Origin of the sequence: Treponema putidum (assembly GCF_024401155.1) — a bacterium.
Taxonomy (GTDB): Bacteria; Spirochaetota; Spirochaetia; order Treponematales; family Treponemataceae; genus Treponema_B; species Treponema_B putidum.
The window spans coordinates 1,672,832-1,687,055 of record NZ_CP038804.1 but is presented as its reverse complement, the minus strand read 5'-3'; the positions used below and the strand labels follow the sequence as shown (position 1 = coordinate 1,687,055).

Annotated in this window: 12 protein-coding genes; 3 read left to right on the top strand and 9 right to left on the bottom strand. The window is 37.9% G+C overall.

Annotation, left to right across the window (positions count from 1 at the left end):
• Position 1: 1 nt before the first annotated feature.
• The 7 genes from E4N74_RS07860 to E4N74_RS07830 form a co-directional block, all read right to left on the bottom strand.
• On the bottom strand, positions 2-1,735 hold the full coding sequence (locus E4N74_RS07860) for an ABC transporter ATP-binding protein (protein WP_255817175.1): 1,734 nt from the start codon (positions 1,733-1,735) through the stop codon (positions 2-4).
• 109 nt (positions 1,736-1,844) lie between these two features.
• The gene (locus E4N74_RS07855) at positions 1,845-2,729 is read right to left on the bottom strand and encodes a helix-turn-helix transcriptional regulator (RefSeq protein WP_255817174.1); all 885 of its coding nucleotides are present in this window, start codon (positions 2,727-2,729) and stop codon (positions 1,845-1,847) included.
• Positions 2,730-2,781: 52 nt separating this feature from the next.
• The gene (locus tag E4N74_RS07850; protein WP_255804870.1) at positions 2,782-3,774 is read right to left on the bottom strand and encodes a radical SAM protein; all 993 of its coding nucleotides are present in this window, start codon (positions 3,772-3,774) and stop codon (positions 2,782-2,784) included.
• A gap of 39 nt (positions 3,775-3,813) precedes the next feature.
• Positions 3,814-4,230, bottom strand: a complete 417-nt coding sequence (locus tag E4N74_RS07845; protein WP_255817173.1) for a hypothetical protein — start codon at positions 4,228-4,230, stop codon at positions 3,814-3,816.
• Between the two features lie 107 nt (positions 4,231-4,337).
• Positions 4,338-5,354, bottom strand: a complete 1,017-nt coding sequence (tsaD, locus tag E4N74_RS07840) for a tRNA (adenosine(37)-N6)-threonylcarbamoyltransferase complex transferase subunit TsaD (RefSeq protein ID WP_255817172.1) — start codon at positions 5,352-5,354, stop codon at positions 4,338-4,340.
• A gap of 1 nt (position 5,355) precedes the next feature.
• Positions 5,356-6,606 (bottom strand): divergent polysaccharide deacetylase family protein, encoded by a 1,251-nt coding sequence (locus E4N74_RS07835; protein ID WP_255817171.1) that lies wholly within the window; start codon positions 6,604-6,606, stop codon positions 5,356-5,358.
• Positions 6,607-6,718: 112 nt separating this feature from the next.
• Positions 6,719-8,371 (bottom strand): nucleoside kinase, encoded by a 1,653-nt coding sequence (locus tag E4N74_RS07830; protein WP_255804866.1) that lies wholly within the window; start codon positions 8,369-8,371, stop codon positions 6,719-6,721.
• Between the two features lie 173 nt (positions 8,372-8,544).
• On the opposite strand from E4N74_RS07830, the gene E4N74_RS07825 reads away from it, so the two are divergent.
• Both E4N74_RS07825 and E4N74_RS07820 read left to right on the top strand, forming a co-directional pair.
• On the top strand, positions 8,545-9,051 hold the full coding sequence (locus E4N74_RS07825; protein WP_044977443.1) for a hypothetical protein: 507 nt from the start codon (positions 8,545-8,547) through the stop codon (positions 9,049-9,051).
• A gap of 81 nt (positions 9,052-9,132) precedes the next feature.
• Complete coding sequence (locus tag E4N74_RS07820; RefSeq protein WP_255817170.1) at positions 9,133-9,882, top strand: FKBP-type peptidyl-prolyl cis-trans isomerase; 750 nt, start codon at positions 9,133-9,135, stop codon at positions 9,880-9,882.
• Between the two features lie 48 nt (positions 9,883-9,930).
• On the opposite strand, the gene mazG is transcribed toward E4N74_RS07820, so the two are convergent.
• Positions 9,931-10,776: a nucleoside triphosphate pyrophosphohydrolase gene (gene mazG / locus E4N74_RS07815; protein ID WP_044977439.1), complete on the bottom strand. Its 846-nt coding sequence runs from the start codon at positions 10,774-10,776 to the stop codon at positions 9,931-9,933.
• A 70-nt stretch (positions 10,777-10,846) separates the two neighbouring features.
• Between mazG and E4N74_RS07810 the strand changes: the two genes are divergently transcribed.
• Positions 10,847-12,457, top strand: coding sequence for an ATP-binding protein (locus tag E4N74_RS07810; RefSeq protein ID WP_255819327.1), 1,611 nt, complete (start codon positions 10,847-10,849; stop codon positions 12,455-12,457).
• Between the two features lie 12 nt (positions 12,458-12,469).
• On the opposite strand, the gene E4N74_RS07805 is transcribed toward E4N74_RS07810, so the two are convergent.
• Complete coding sequence (locus E4N74_RS07805; RefSeq protein WP_255804863.1) at positions 12,470-14,029, bottom strand: NAD-dependent epimerase/dehydratase family protein; 1,560 nt, start codon at positions 14,027-14,029, stop codon at positions 12,470-12,472.
• Positions 14,030-14,224 lie beyond the last annotated feature (195 nt).

Below are 14,224 nucleotides of genomic sequence, written 5' to 3'. Positions count from 1 at the left end.
ATTAATTTTCTCCTTGTTGCGCTTCTACAAGCTTTTTGTAATATCCGTCTTTTAAAATAAGTTCCTTGTAAGAACCTTCTTCTACGATTTCTCCTCTATGCAAAACCAGAATTCTATCACTGTTTTCTATTGTATTTAAGCGGTGCGCAATCGTAATGCTTGTTCTGTTTCTTAACAAGTGATTAAGACTTTGTTTAATTTCATTTTCATTTTCGGTATCCACGCTGGAAGTAGCTTCATCAAGAACTACAATCGGTGAGTTTTTTAAAACAGCTCTTGCAATTGCAATTCTTTGTCTTTGCCCTCCCGAAAAGTTAAGTCCTCTTTCTCCGACTTTTGTATTGTAGCCTTCCGGTAAACTTTGAATAAAGGAATGAATGTTTGCAGCCTTACACGCATCTATAAGCTTCTTTTCATCTGCATCTTCATTTGCATGTAAAAGATTTTCTTTTATTGTTCCGTTAAACAAATAGGTTTCTTGCGAAACTACCGTAATTAAACTGCGCAAAGATTTTAATGTCAAGTCTTTTATATCGGTACCGTTGATATAAATGCTCCCGCTTGTAGGCTCATAAAACCTTAACAATAAATTTACAATGGTAGTTTTTCCGCTTCCCGATTCTCCTGCAACTGCAAGTTTTTCATTTTTTGCAACAGTGAAATTTAAATTCTTAAAAACCGTATTCTTTTTTTCGCTGTAAGCGAATTCAATATTTTTATATTTTATTTCAAAACCATCGGCCGATTTTATGTCAATGGTTTTAGTCCCCTCATCTTTTATTTTTTCTTCTTCATCAAGTAAGGCAAAAATTCCGCCCATAGAGGTTATGCCCATAAAACCTTGATGAAAGTATGCCGCCAATTCGTTTGCAGGTCTAAAAACTTCGTTGGTCATAAAAAGCAAAATAAGTAATGAGGATGCGGGAATTATATGCATAGAAGTTAATAGTGCTGCTACGGCAAGGGTAAAACTTGTACCGATACCGGAAGCAAAATTGGAAATACCTATTTCGGCTAGGTTTACTTTTAAGTTGCGCATAGTTTCAGAAAAAAGTGTTCTCATTTTTTCTTTTAATAATTTTCCGAGCCTTTCTTGTGCATTATACGTCTTTGCCGTTGTAATCCCTTGAATGCCGTCTAAAATTTCTGCAGTTAAATTTCTATAAGCCGCCCAATGTGCATTGGAAGATTCCGATAGTATCTTCCCGAAAGCAACGGGAGAAATCAATACGGCGATTAAGGCTGCAGCCGATATTATGCCTAAAACATAATGCAGCGAAAAAACATAAATGAGCATTGCACCGCATGCAATTACACATACAAGTATTTGCGGAATGTATAGCGTTAAATAGCCTTCTAAATAGTCTACTCCGCTTACCATTGTTGAGCCTAATTTACCCGTTCTTTCATCATCTAAAAATGCAGGTCCCAGTTTTAACAGCCTATCGTAAATGCGGCGCCTTAAAATGTTTTTTACCTTGCCGATAATTTTTTTACCGTAAACCGAATTGTAATATATTAAAATAAGGCGGGATGCTATGATTGCCGATACGTATAAGATACTTTGTATTACCACGGATAATTCTTCTTTGGAATAAAGTTGTCCCACTATTTTCCCCAACAAGACAGCTTGAGCTACATAAGTTCCCGATACGGCAACACCCAATAGGGCTTTAAACAAAATGCTGCATTTAATACCTTTTGTCAATTCGATAACTCTTCTGTTAAGCATCATAATTGTTTATCTCCACTTTCGTTTTATAAAGTTAGTACTAGCTAACTATACTGAATTATGATAAATTTTTCTACTCTATTTTAATTGAAAATAATCCAAAATGATATTTTTATTTAGTTATTGTAGGTTTTTCTCCATTTCTGTATTGGATTGGGTTGATGCCGTAAACGGATTTAAATGCATCAGAAAATTTACTTGCATTTAAGTATCCGCAATTTATAGCTATATCGGTAATTTTTCTATCGGTAGAGGAAATATAAAATGCTGCAATTTTTAATCGATATTTTTTTAAATATGAGTAAGGGCTTTCTCCGTAAATTTGCTTAAATAATTTTTGAAAAATAGTGTAGCTTAAATCTTCATTTTTAACCATCTTTTTAAAAGATATATTTTTATCTATATTATTAACGGCATATTCATGAATTTTTTTTACCTTATTGATGTGATAACCCGAATAAAATTCTTCTTTTCGGTATTCTTCCGTATTGATTACACTTAAAAGATATAGAATTTCGAATAATTTAATTTGAAAGTACTCTATATGTTTCAAGCTTTGTTTTTCATACAGTGTATTCATTATATAAGATATCTCGGAATTAATTTTTATTTTATACCATCCGTTCTGCAAATCTAAATTTTTGCATATTTTTTCAACATCTATATTAAATAATTGTGCAGTATTTTTGAAATTCGAATTTATTTTATCAAGAAAGAATAGTATACTTATACCCTTATAAAACTTCAGTGGAAAAAAGCTTTTTGATAATGCAAGTTTTTCATAATTTATAGCTGTTTCTTTTTCTCCTAAATACGAAAAAGTTTGATTTTCAAATTGACCTTCCAGAATCCCTTGAAAGCAGAAATCGATTCTAAAAACATTCCTAGGTTCTCCTTTTAAGCTATATGATTTCTCGGTATAAGTGTCGTATATTTCCAGATGTATCCCCTCATATAACTTTATTATAATGGTCTCGTCTTTTGTTTTTTCTTTCATATAAAATGAGTTTAATATTTTCTATTCAGCTTGTCTAGTCTTTTTTGTAAGTTTAGTTTAACTTCCAATGCCACAAAGGTTTTGAAAGTTCCGATGAAAAGGTTTGTACGCGGTTAAAATCGGGGAGCCAGTCATCGGAGGCGGCAAGCTCTTGGTAAAAGCCTTCATCTATTTTTAAGCTTGAAAGGAGGTCTTTTAAGGTTTCGTCTTCCTTTAGGCTTAACATTCGGTTTTCAAAGAGAGAATAGTTTTTTATGCCGGCCGTTCTTTTAACCGGAGTGTATTGGGTCATCACCGAAATAAGAGCCCTGCCTCTTAAGTTTTTTGCAAACCATCTTAGGACGGCCTTCGAGTCCGCAATGCGGGAGGGGAGGGCAAGGTGGCGGACTATGACGCCTGAGTAAAGTTTTCCTAAAGGATATTTTTCTTTGTTTTCCGTGCCGATTTTTAAGGGAGAAAGGCCGGCCATTTTTAGGATTGCCCTTGTTGCCGTTTCGGGATAATCGGGTGCGTAAAAAACTTGAGAAGAAATTTGCGGGTTTAAGGTTTTTAAGTCGGGAAGCCAGCCGTCAACACAGTCCGAAAGGAGGCTTATAGCTTCTTCGGCTTCATAGGCAGAAGAATTCCAGACAACAGGAATTTTTAAGCCTCGGTCTTTTGCTTCTTTTAGGCCGAGGGCTATTGCTGGGATTGCATGGCTGCCTGTAACTATGTTTATGTTTTCGGCCCCTTCTTTTTCGAGAACAAAACACAATTTTACGAATTCTTCAAGGCTTACAATCCTTCCCATGCCTTCTTGGGATATCTGATAGTTTTGGCAAAAGGAACAGCGAAGGTTGCAGCCCGTAACAAAGATTGTGCCCGAGCCTCCGGCTCCCGTGATTGGCGGCTCTTCCCCGAAGTGGAGGCCTGCCCATGCAAGGCGCAAATCCCTTGTTTCTCGGCAAAAGCCTTTTTCGCCCTTATTGCGGTTTACCTTGCAATTTTTAGGGCAGAGAGTGCATGAGTCGTATTCTTTAAAACTAAAATCTTCAAAAGAAAGCATTTATTAGGCGTCCATTGGGCTGTTTTTTTACTGATTTTCTTATATTTTTTTGCGCTCGACAATCACCGTCATTATCGAGTTTAAAAGATTCATATCCAAAGTTTCAGCCTCGGAAGAAATAATTAAATTTATCTGCTCCCAATCTTCTTGCGGAAAGTCCATGTCATCTTCAAAATTGCCTGCAATAAGAGAAAATATTTGATAGAACCATTCAATAGCATCTTCTTTTTTTTGTCTGCCGGCCGAATAGGCCGAAAGCCAATAGTCGGCAAAATCGTTTGCCAAAACTTGAGCCTGCTTATCGTAAAGCGAAACCGCTTTACAAAAGATTTCCGTCAGGCGGGCGTCAAAAGCTGCTGTGTCTCCGTCCTTATTTAGTTTTTCTGCAAGTTGGCTTGCATGCGCCTTTTCTACAAGCCGGCTCGCATCCGAATAAAATTTTTCCATCGTATCCATAATATTTTCCTTACTATTAACTTTGCGATGTTTTTCATAAGTATTGAAATACTTATGAAAAACTCGTCGGTAATTTATAAAAATCTAATAGGATGTTTATAAATTACCTATTGCCTGCCTTTTTTGCTGAAGCCTTCAACTCGGGCGGAGGCTTCGACGGTAAAGGGCGTTCTGTCTCCGCGTTTTAGGTAATGATAACCGAGGCCTGCAATCATCGCCGCATTATCCGTACAGAATTTAAGCGAGGGGAAGATGCACTTTAATTCCTTGTGCTCTGCAAGTTTTTCCCTCAACAAAGAATTGGCCGCAACTCCTCCTCCTGCTACTATCGTTTTTAAGCCCGTATCTATCGAAGCATCCAAAAGGGGCCTAAGCAAAATTTTTACCGCCCTTATTTGAAAAGAGGCTGCAATGTTTTCAGGTGTTTTTTCAAAATCCTTATTCCAAAACCGGTCTATCTGGTTTATGACAGCGGTTTTTAATCCCGAATAAGAAACATCGTACTTGTGCCCTTCCTTGTGGATTATGGGCATGGGGAAGTTAGCCGCCTTTGGATTTCCGTTTTTGGCGAGTTTGTCGATTACGGCTCCTCCCGGATATCCCAGATTATAAAACTTTGCAACCTTGTCAAAGGCTTCTCCCGGAGCATCGTCGATTGTTGTGCCGAGGACTTCGATGTCGTCAAAGTTATTTACCTTGCAGATAATCGAGTGCCCGCCTGAAACTAAAAGCCCAAGATATGGATAGGGAATATCATTTTCCAGATGGCTTGCATATAGATGTCCCAGCATGTGATTTACGGCAATAAAGGGTTTATTTGAAGACCATGCAAGAGTTTTTGCAAAGGTGAGTCCCACTAAAAGGGAGCCCATGAGTCCCGGTCTTCCTGTGGCGGCGATGCCGTCTATTTCTTCAAGGCTCAAATCGGCCTCGGCTAAGGCCTGTTTAACTACCGGCAAAATCCATTCGGTATGTTTGCGGCTTGCTATTTCGGGAACGACGCCGTTATACATTTTGTGAAAAGGAATTTGCGTTGCAACAATATTGCTTAAAATTTTATTTCCGTCCTCGACGACTGCCGCCGCAGTTTCATCGCAAGAACTTTCTATTCCTAATATTTTCATTTTATTTTCCTTTTAATTTTGAAATTGTAGAAAATGTATATCCTTCTTGAGTTAAATCGGAGTACATTTCTTTTAGAAGAATTGCAAGATCTACGGTAAACACGTGGCCTATCATAATTGCTTCTCCTCTTTGCGAAGCGATTTCCAAGCCTTCTATAATTTGTTTTTTCATATAGGCCTTATCTTTTTTATTGTCGATAAAGACCGCTCTTTCCCAAATGTTCATATTCAGTTTTTTTGCAGCTTGAGGGACAACGCTTTTTGAACTGGTGCGGGAATCAAGAAAGTATATATTTTTTTCTTTGCACAGTTCAAGAACTGCTTCCATAGCTTCCTCGTCCGATGTTATAAGAGAGCCTTCATGATTATTCATTCCGGCTATGGGACCGATTTCTTCAACATTTGAAGATACGACTTTTTTTATCTCTTCGCTGTTCATGCCGGGTCTAACGGCTCCCTCTCCCGGATCTATATTCGGGTTTACGGCCTGCATCGGCTGATGAAGTATAACTTCTTTTCCTGCAGCTCTTATTCTTTTTGCCGTTTCCCTTGAGTTAGGCAGTTTAGGCAAAACGGCTATGGTACAGGGAAAGGGTAAATCCAAAAAATACTGCAATTGTTCCAAGTTATGACCCGCATCGTCAAATACAAAAATCAGCTTTCCCTTTGAAGGAAGTTCAGGCAAGTCCTGAATGGGATAGGACGAGGCTTCCGTTTCTTTTTCTTGAGGTTTATGTTTATCCGTAGTTACAGGACTTTCAGGCTTTATTGCCTTGTTTTCTTTGTCCGGCTTTTCGGTTTCCTTAGGCTGATTTTTTGCGGCCTGCGTTTCGGTTTCTTTAAGTTTATCTTTTGAAGAATGTTTTTCAGCTTCTTTAGGCCTATCGGCAGTTTTATCGGCGTTTTTTTTCTTATTGCCGGTAATGGCCTTTTCCTCTTGTTTAGGTTTTGGCTCCGGTACGGATTTACCGGATTCCTCTTTTTGCTTATTTAGTTCTTCTTTGGCAATCTGTGTTTTTTCGGCTGCATCATCCTTGTTTTTTACGGAAGGAATGATAAATAAAAAAACGGCGAACATTATTACACAAACAGCCAAAAAACCGGCTATAGCTCCGGTATAGTTAATTTTTTTCTTTTTTGATCTTCTCCTTTTAGATAGTCCTTTCGGCACTCTTTTAGGACTTGCTTTTTTTTCCGTATTTTTTTTCGCCCTTGATGCCGATGTTTTTTTATCCGCTTCTTTTTTTGCCATGGATATGAAGATAAGCATTAAAGCAGCTTTTGTCAATCGGGGAGAATTTTAAGGTTATCGACAGCTAAAATATTCTATAGCTGGTTTTTAATAAGTCCTATTAGACCTAATCTTAATTATACGAAAAGGCGCTGTCTCCAATGAATTCCCGCAATATGGACTGTCCGTGCACAAAGCTGGCCGGCAGGGGTAAAAAGTTACTTAAAAAGGTTAATAGCCTTGATGCCTCGTTGTATTCTTTTTGATTCGGTTTTACTGCTTTTAAAAGAGGCTCTGCATAAACTTTAAGTACTGCAAGTTCATAGTCGAGGGCTGTGTTAAAGGCTGCATCGGCATTTCCTTGAAAAGGGAAAATATATTTTGATTCTCCGCTTCTTACGTCGCCCCACATTCCTATTGTTTTTGCTGCGGGACTTCCTCTAAACTGGGCATCCCGAACAATGCGCCTTATAAGTCTGTTATCCGAGGTAGGAATGCGGTTGTGGTCATCTAAGTTAAGCTGAGTTAAGGCCGAAAGATAAACCTTAAACTTTAAGGCTCCATCTATTTTTGCCGTGAGCTTATCGTTTAGAGCATGTATTCCTTCCAGTATAAAGATGGTGTTTTTTTCAGGAGTGAACATCTTACCTTCTGGTCTACGGGCACTTGTCTTAAAATCGTATGAAGGCATTTCGACCGTTTCACCTTTAAAGAGGCGGATGAGTACATCGTTTAAAAGTTCAATATCTAAGGCTTCGACGCATTCAAAGTCGGGTCTGCCGTCTTCTTTTTTAGGTGCTTTAGCAATGCCCAGATAAAAATCGTCCAGGCTTATAACCTTGGGTATATAACCGAGAACTTTAAGCTGCATTGAAAGTTTTTTAGCCGAGGTAGTTTTGCCTGAGCTTGAAGGCCCTGCTATCAGGATAACCCTTACGGTTTTTTTAGCCGTTACCTGTTTTGCAATTTCTGCAAGTTTATTGTTTTGCAGTATTTCGGTAATTTCTACGTAGTCTTTGATTTTTCTTGATGTAATCAAATCGTTTAGCTGGCCGACGGAGGAAACACCGACTAATTTTCCCCACTGTTTATATTCCTTATAAATTTCAAAAAGATGTGGAAGGTCATTAAATTCCGAAAGTTTTGTAGGGGATGATGTTCTCGGAAAACGGAGCAAAAAACCGTCTTGATATGGCATTACATCAAAAACCTTGACTTCACCTATACGGTCCATTAAGGGCTGAAAATATAAGTCCTCATAATTGCCTAAACGGTTTATTAAAATACGGGGCTTACTTGTGTAGTTTAAGAGTCTGTAGGTATCGGGCTGGTTCGAGCGTTCAAATTTTTCCAAAGCTTCTTCGTAAGAAAGCCAATGTGTATCAATAGGCATATCTTTAGCTACCATTTCATCCATTTTTGCCTTAATAGCTTTAAAGTCTGCCTTATCCGATTTTTTTCCTTCAAGAGTATAATAATAACCGTAATCCAAGCTGTGTCCCATTAAAAGCCTTAAATCGGGATAAAGCTCCTTTGCGGCGGCAGCTAAAATCATGCAGAGAGTTCTCCTATAAAAGTTTGAGCCTTCACGGTCGGTTAAGGTTACAGGTTCTATTTTGGACTGAACATCAATAGCTTTGTTTAGGGGAACGGCCAAATTGTTTACCTTTATACCTACTATAGGAGACTGGGACGCAGGAAAGTATTGTATCAGCTCACGTGCCGACACAGGATGAACGAATTCTTTTTGAGTTCCGTCAGGAAAAGTTATTTTAAATGAAGCCATAAGACTCTCCTTGAAGTTAAATTGTACCTTTCAATTATACCATATTTTTTATAAAAGTCCAGCTATTTATGTATAGTTTAAAAGATTAGCAAGGCCTTGACATAATTATTTTTATCAAATAAACTCCAAATAATATAAATTTTGAGAAATATAGTTTTTTCGATGGAGGAAAAATGAAGAAATTTCTAGTTGTCTTATTTTTATTTGTTACGGTTTTTGCATATTCTTTTAAGTATGAAAACTATGAGGAGATATCTATTGATGATTTAATAAAAATTGTAGAGTCTGCTGCTAAAGAAAATGAAGATGGAGGCCTTACCATATTTAACAGCTTTATAGGTCTCCCTGTTACATTGGATGAGTATCCAAGTGCTGAAAAAGATAAAAAATATGAACAAGAAATTTGGATGTTTACATATTGGTTTAAAATGCCTGAAAATTTTTTCGGGAGTGTTATTACAAATAAACTTCCAAACGGATACGAACTGGTTATGGTATTCCAAAACAGCATTGCTCAGAATTTAAAAAATGATGTTAAAAAAGGTGAAAAAATAGGTGTCTATGCTTTTTTAGGCGGATATGATAGTTCTTCTAAAAGAATATCAATAATGGTTTCAGCCTTTAACACAAAAGCCGACTATAAAAGGCGTAACATAAAGCCCATTTGGGAGAGAATGTAAAAGTCCGGCTATTGACTGTTTTTTAAAAGATTGATATTCTTTTCACTTCTATTATTTTATACATTTATTAAGGATTTATTTATGAAATTTATTAAGAATTTACCTCTTATTTTATGCTGTGTCTGTTTGCTTTTTGTTTTTGCGGCTTGTAAGGACAAAAAAACGGAATCTGGAGTTTCTTCCGAGGCCTCTTCTGCCGATTCTGAAAAAAAGGTTTCGGTAACCGAGGATGAAGTAGGTTATGCCTTCGGCGTTCTTGTGGCCCAAAGTGTAAAACAGGACGGTATAAAGATCAATCCCGATAAGATTGTGAAGGGATTTAAAGATGCTATGTCTAAAAACTTTGAAGAAAAAGGAATTCAAGATGCTCAGCTGGTTTTAAATAAGGCCTTTCAAATGGCGCAGATGGAAAAGGCAGCAAAGGCTCTTGAAGAAGCTAATGCTTTTTTGGGAAAAAATAAGGCTAAAGAGGGTGTTGTTGTTACCGAATCGGGTTTGCAGTATGAAATTCTTTCGAAGGGTAAAGATGATATACATCCTAATGAAGACGATGAAGTTGAAGTAAACTATTCAGGGAAACTTGTTGACGGCACGGTTTTTGATGATTCATATACAACCGGTTCAAGTGTCAAGATTCAATTATCAAGGGTTATCCCCGGCTGGAAAGAGGGCCTACAGTTGATGAGTGCCGGTGCAAAATACAGGCTCTACGTTCCGCCTGCATTGGCTTACGGGGAACAGGGAATTGCTCAAGGAGGCACTGTTATAATTCCCTCGAATGCGGTTTTGATTTTTGATGTTGAGCTTGTAGGTATTTCACCCAAAAACTAAAGAAAAAAAAGAGTTTTGCATTTAAGCAAAACTCTTTTTTTATGTCCGCTAATTTTTAGTCTTTTCTTTAAGTTTTGCCTTATTCCAAAATTCTTCCATCTTTTCCCAATTTTCAGGTAAAAGTTCAAGACCGTTTTTTTTCATTTCGGCCTCGACAAACCGGAACCGTCTTTCAAATTTTTTGTTTGCATGCATTAAAGCCATTTCAGGGTCTATCTTTAAAAAGCGGGCAGCGTTGACGGCAACAAGGAAGACATCTCCTATTTCGTCTTCCATTGCAGATTCCGAACCTGATTTAACGGCTTCGGCAAATTCTGCCGTCTCTTCTTCCATCTTTTCGATAAGGCCTCCGATTTCAGTCCACTCAAAGCCTGATTTTGCAGCTTTTTTTGAAATCTTTAAGGCTCTCAACATCGGTGGAAAATTTTTAGGGATGGAGTCCAAAATTGATACAGGCTTAGGTCTTTCTATTTTTTCCTTTATGTTTTCCCACTGGTTTAAAACCGATTCGGGGGTTGAGGCTTTTTTATCGCTTTCAGGCCCTTCATATCCTTCCGTTTTGCCGAAGACATGCGGGTGCCGCCGTATCAGCTTTTCGGTAAGATTTTTCATAATATCGGCAGTTGAAAAAAGCCCTTCTTGTTCATACATATACGAAATCATAAGTACGTTTAAAAGAATATCGCCGAGTTCTTCTTTTACATGTTCGGCATTTTGGCCTAAGCTATGGTGTTCCTCTATTGCATCAGCTGCTTCGTAGGCTTCTTCTAAAAGAGGTCTCCTCATACTCATAGGGTCTTGAGCTATATCCCATGGACAGCCTCCCGGACCCCTTAATCTTTTAATTACAGCAAAAAGAGCTTCAAAGCTCTCAATCAATTGTGAATTTTCCATAAGGCAAACATTATATCAAAAAAATACAATAATTGACAATTGACCTCCCTTATGCTAGACTATAAATATGATGGATTTTAGCAGAAAATTGCCTATAGGCGTACAAAGTTTTAAAGTAATTCATAATGATAATTACCTCTATGCCGATAAAACCGAATATGTTTATAAATTAGCCTCGACGGGGCGTGTTTATTTTTTAAGCCGCCCCCGCAGGTTCGGAAAAAGCCTTTTCCTTTCGACATTAGAAGCCTACTTTTTAGGGCAAAAAGAACTTTTCAAGGGCTTGGCAATAGAAAGCCTCGAAGAAGCCGAAAAGGGAAAACGAGAAATCTGGCAGGCATATCCCGTTCTATATTTAGACTTTAATCTTGCAAAATATGAAACAAGGGAAGACTTGGAAAGTATTTTAAATAATCATCTTTGCAGGTGGGAAGAAATATACGGCAACAGTAATTCCGAAAACACCGTTGCAGAACGCTTTTTCGGCATCATAAACAGAGCATACAAAAAAACCGGAAGGCAGGCCGTCATCCTCATCGATGAGTATGATAAGCCCCTTCTTTATACTATGTGGAAAGATGAAGCTTTAAATGAAACCTATAAAACAATCCTAAAGGGCTTCTTCGGGGTTATAAAAACAGCCGACGAAGCGATAAGGTTTGCCTTTTTAACCGGTGTTACCAAATTCAGCAAGGTAAGTATTTTCAGCGACTTAAACAACTTAAATGATATAAGTCTCTTACCTCAATTTTCAGGCATCTGCGGGATAAGCCAAAAAGAATTATTAAGGACCTTTGAACCTGAAATAAGAGCCCTAGCCGATGCTAACGGCTTAAGCTATGACGAGTGCATCAAAACCCTAAAACAAAAATATGACGGCTATTGCTTTTCTCCCGATACTGAAAGAATGTACAATCCCTTTAGCTTGCTAAATGTCTTTTTTGGGCAACAATTTGAGTATTATTGGTTTGCAACGGGAACGCCCACCTTTTTAGTAAATGCGTTAAAAAAAGAAGATTTCCATATCCCTAACTTAGACGGAAATGTAGAGATGACCTCTGCCGGTTTGTCGGATTATAGGGCAGGAGCGGGCTCCGAAATACCTATATTGTTCCAAGCGGGATATTTGACAATAAAGGGTTACGATAAATTATTACAGCTTTATAGGCTGGGCTTTCCGAATGATGAAGTCAGATACGGCTTTTTATATAATCTTTTTCCGAGCTATTGTAATGTAGTTTATGCAGACGGCCCCTTTTGTATTGCTCAATTTTATAGGGATATAATTGCAGGCAGGATAGAAGAGTTTATGCAGAGGTTAAAATCTATAATGGCGGCTCTCCCCTATGACAACATAAAAAAAGACAGCGGGGAAAGCATCGTATTGAGGGAACATAATTTTCAAATTTGCGTATACTTGGTATTTGCTCTATTGGGACAGTTTATCGAACTTGAAACTCCTGTTTCTAACGGAAGAACCGATGCAGTGATAAAAACGGAAAGTACGATTTATATTTTTGAGTTTAAGCTAAAAGAGAATGCGGAAGCCGCCATAAAGCAAATAAAAGAAAAAAACTATGCCGAAAAATACAGGGCTGAAAATAAAAAGATAATGCTCATCGGTGTCAGCTTTGATCCGGAAGAAAAGACCGTCGGAGAATGGATTATTGAAGAGGTTTAATTTTAAAGATGCCTATTTGGCAGTGGCCAAAATATCCCTAAAGCAGTCCTTATCATAAAAATTGTTTTCATCGGGGCTGTGATCGTCATACCAAATTTGGGCATAAAAAGGAGCCTTCTTTGCCTGCTCGTCAAAATTCCATGGAGGACATGCACATTCGGGGCACCAGTGCCCTGTTTTTAGAACTAGGAAGGGGCTCGCTTTAAATTTGTGTCCATAGGCGCAGCTCCACTCAAGAGGAGTGTAAAGGTCTCCCTTTTTCATTTCGGCACTCAAGCAGTCTCCGCCCCTAAAACGGGCAGCCTCTCTTGCATCGCTTATATCGAGTTCGCTTTCTTTTTTGGATTCATCATAGCCGTGTTTTAGCAAAAGGGTAGCAGCTTTTTTTTCGTCTTTTAATTCGGAATAATTCAGAGCTTCTCCGGTTTTCGGATTTTTGTTTTCCGATAAAAGATTATATTCTTTCCAGTTTTGAGGGATTTTTTCAAAGTCTTCTTTCGAGCCGAAAAAGGCCCTTATTCTGCCTTCAAAATTATGTTTAATCCAATAAAGAGGGGCATTGCTTGTTTTTAAAAGAGGTTCTATGGCAAATTTTCTTATAAGGTGCGGGAACGGTTTTCCCAGCTTAAAATACCAAAACTTTTTATCGAGTTTTTTAAAGAAGTCCTCAAAGCCTTCATATTGAAAATCAAGATAGCCGTTCAGCACATGAGAATCATAGAACCAGCCGCAATGAAAGTTGCGCGCAGCATTCCAGCGGGGCTTAAAAATCTCCTTTGCCGATCTGCCCATAAGTTTAAAGCCTCGGTCGAGGGTTTCATACCCTGTAACACGGGCTTCTTTTCCGTTGCCTATGTTATAAACCCTCTTCCAAAAATCTTCGGGTAGAGTGCCGTCTGCATCTTTTTCGATGAGGTTTTTAAGCATGAGGCCTGAGGTTCGTGCTGTCGCCCATTCTATGGGAGTATTCCAGCCTGTATGGAACATAAGGCCGTCATTCATGTTTTTAAGCATAATATCATCGTATAAAACACCCGACTGCCTCAATGAAACCCAATAGTTTAAGCCCGATTCTATTACCTCCCGTTCGGCCATAATCTTTGTCGCTCCGTAAAAGTCAAAGGCTGAGCCTATTAAAGGATCCCCTGTTCTTATCCATGGGTGTTTAAATGTTCTGTTCCCGTATTGGGCAACCGTTCCTATATGAATGAATTTTATTCCGTCTTTTTGAGGCGATTTTTTTGCGGCATTTATTAAATTTAAGGTTCCCAAAAAGTTTGATTTATAACCTGCATCGGGGTTGTGGTCTATTACGGGAGGGATTATCGCTGCACAATGGATTATATAATCGGCATTTTCGACGGCTCTTTCGCAGTCTGCAAAGATTGATAAGTCTCCGAAAATAATTTTTATATCAGGATATTTTTTTTGCAAAGATGCGGCTAAACGTATATTGGCTTTTTTTTCCCGTAAGATTACGGTAATATTGTTTTTTCCGGTTTCGGCAATTTGTTTTAAAACTTCAGAGCCCATCGAGCCCGAAGCACCGGTAATTAAAATAGTCTTTTTCATATGTCTATAGTATAAAACTTTTTAGATTTTTGCAAGGTATCATTTTATGAAAAATTTTTTAGAATTTTTTTTCGTAAATATTACCAAAACTTGTCAATATCTTTTTTATTCGTGCGGAGGGTTGTTGATTACAAAATAAATTTTCTGCAAAATAAATTTCTCGTTTTTTTAATACTTGTATATCATGTAAATTAT

Coding starts and splice junctions, on each gene's coding strand:
- E4N74_RS07860 (WP_255817175.1), bottom strand. CDS start 1,735: ATGATGCTTAACAGAAGAGTTATCGAATTGACAAAAGGTATTAAATGC.
- E4N74_RS07855 (WP_255817174.1), bottom strand. CDS start 2,729: ATGAAAGAAAAAACAAAAGACGAGACCATTATAATAAAGTTATATGAG.
- E4N74_RS07850 (WP_255804870.1), bottom strand. CDS start 3,774: ATGCTTTCTTTTGAAGATTTTAGTTTTAAAGAATACGACTCATGCACT.
- E4N74_RS07845 (WP_255817173.1), bottom strand. CDS start 4,230: ATGGATACGATGGAAAAATTTTATTCGGATGCGAGCCGGCTTGTAGAA.
- tsaD (WP_255817172.1), bottom strand. CDS start 5,354: ATGAAAATATTAGGAATAGAAAGTTCTTGCGATGAAACTGCGGCGGCA.
- E4N74_RS07835 (WP_255817171.1), bottom strand. CDS start 6,606: ATGGCAAAAAAAGAAGCGGATAAAAAAACATCGGCATCAAGGGCGAAA.
- E4N74_RS07830 (WP_255804866.1), bottom strand. CDS start 8,371: ATGGCTTCATTTAAAATAACTTTTCCTGACGGAACTCAAAAAGAATTC.
- E4N74_RS07825 (WP_044977443.1), top strand. CDS start 8,545: ATGAAGAAATTTCTAGTTGTCTTATTTTTATTTGTTACGGTTTTTGCA.
- E4N74_RS07820 (WP_255817170.1), top strand. CDS start 9,133: ATGAAATTTATTAAGAATTTACCTCTTATTTTATGCTGTGTCTGTTTG.
- mazG (WP_044977439.1), bottom strand. CDS start 10,776: ATGGAAAATTCACAATTGATTGAGAGCTTTGAAGCTCTTTTTGCTGTA.
- E4N74_RS07810 (WP_255819327.1), top strand. CDS start 10,847: ATGGATTTTAGCAGAAAATTGCCTATAGGCGTACAAAGTTTTAAAGTA.
- E4N74_RS07805 (WP_255804863.1), bottom strand. CDS start 14,029: ATGAAAAAGACTATTTTAATTACCGGTGCTTCGGGCTCGATGGGCTCT.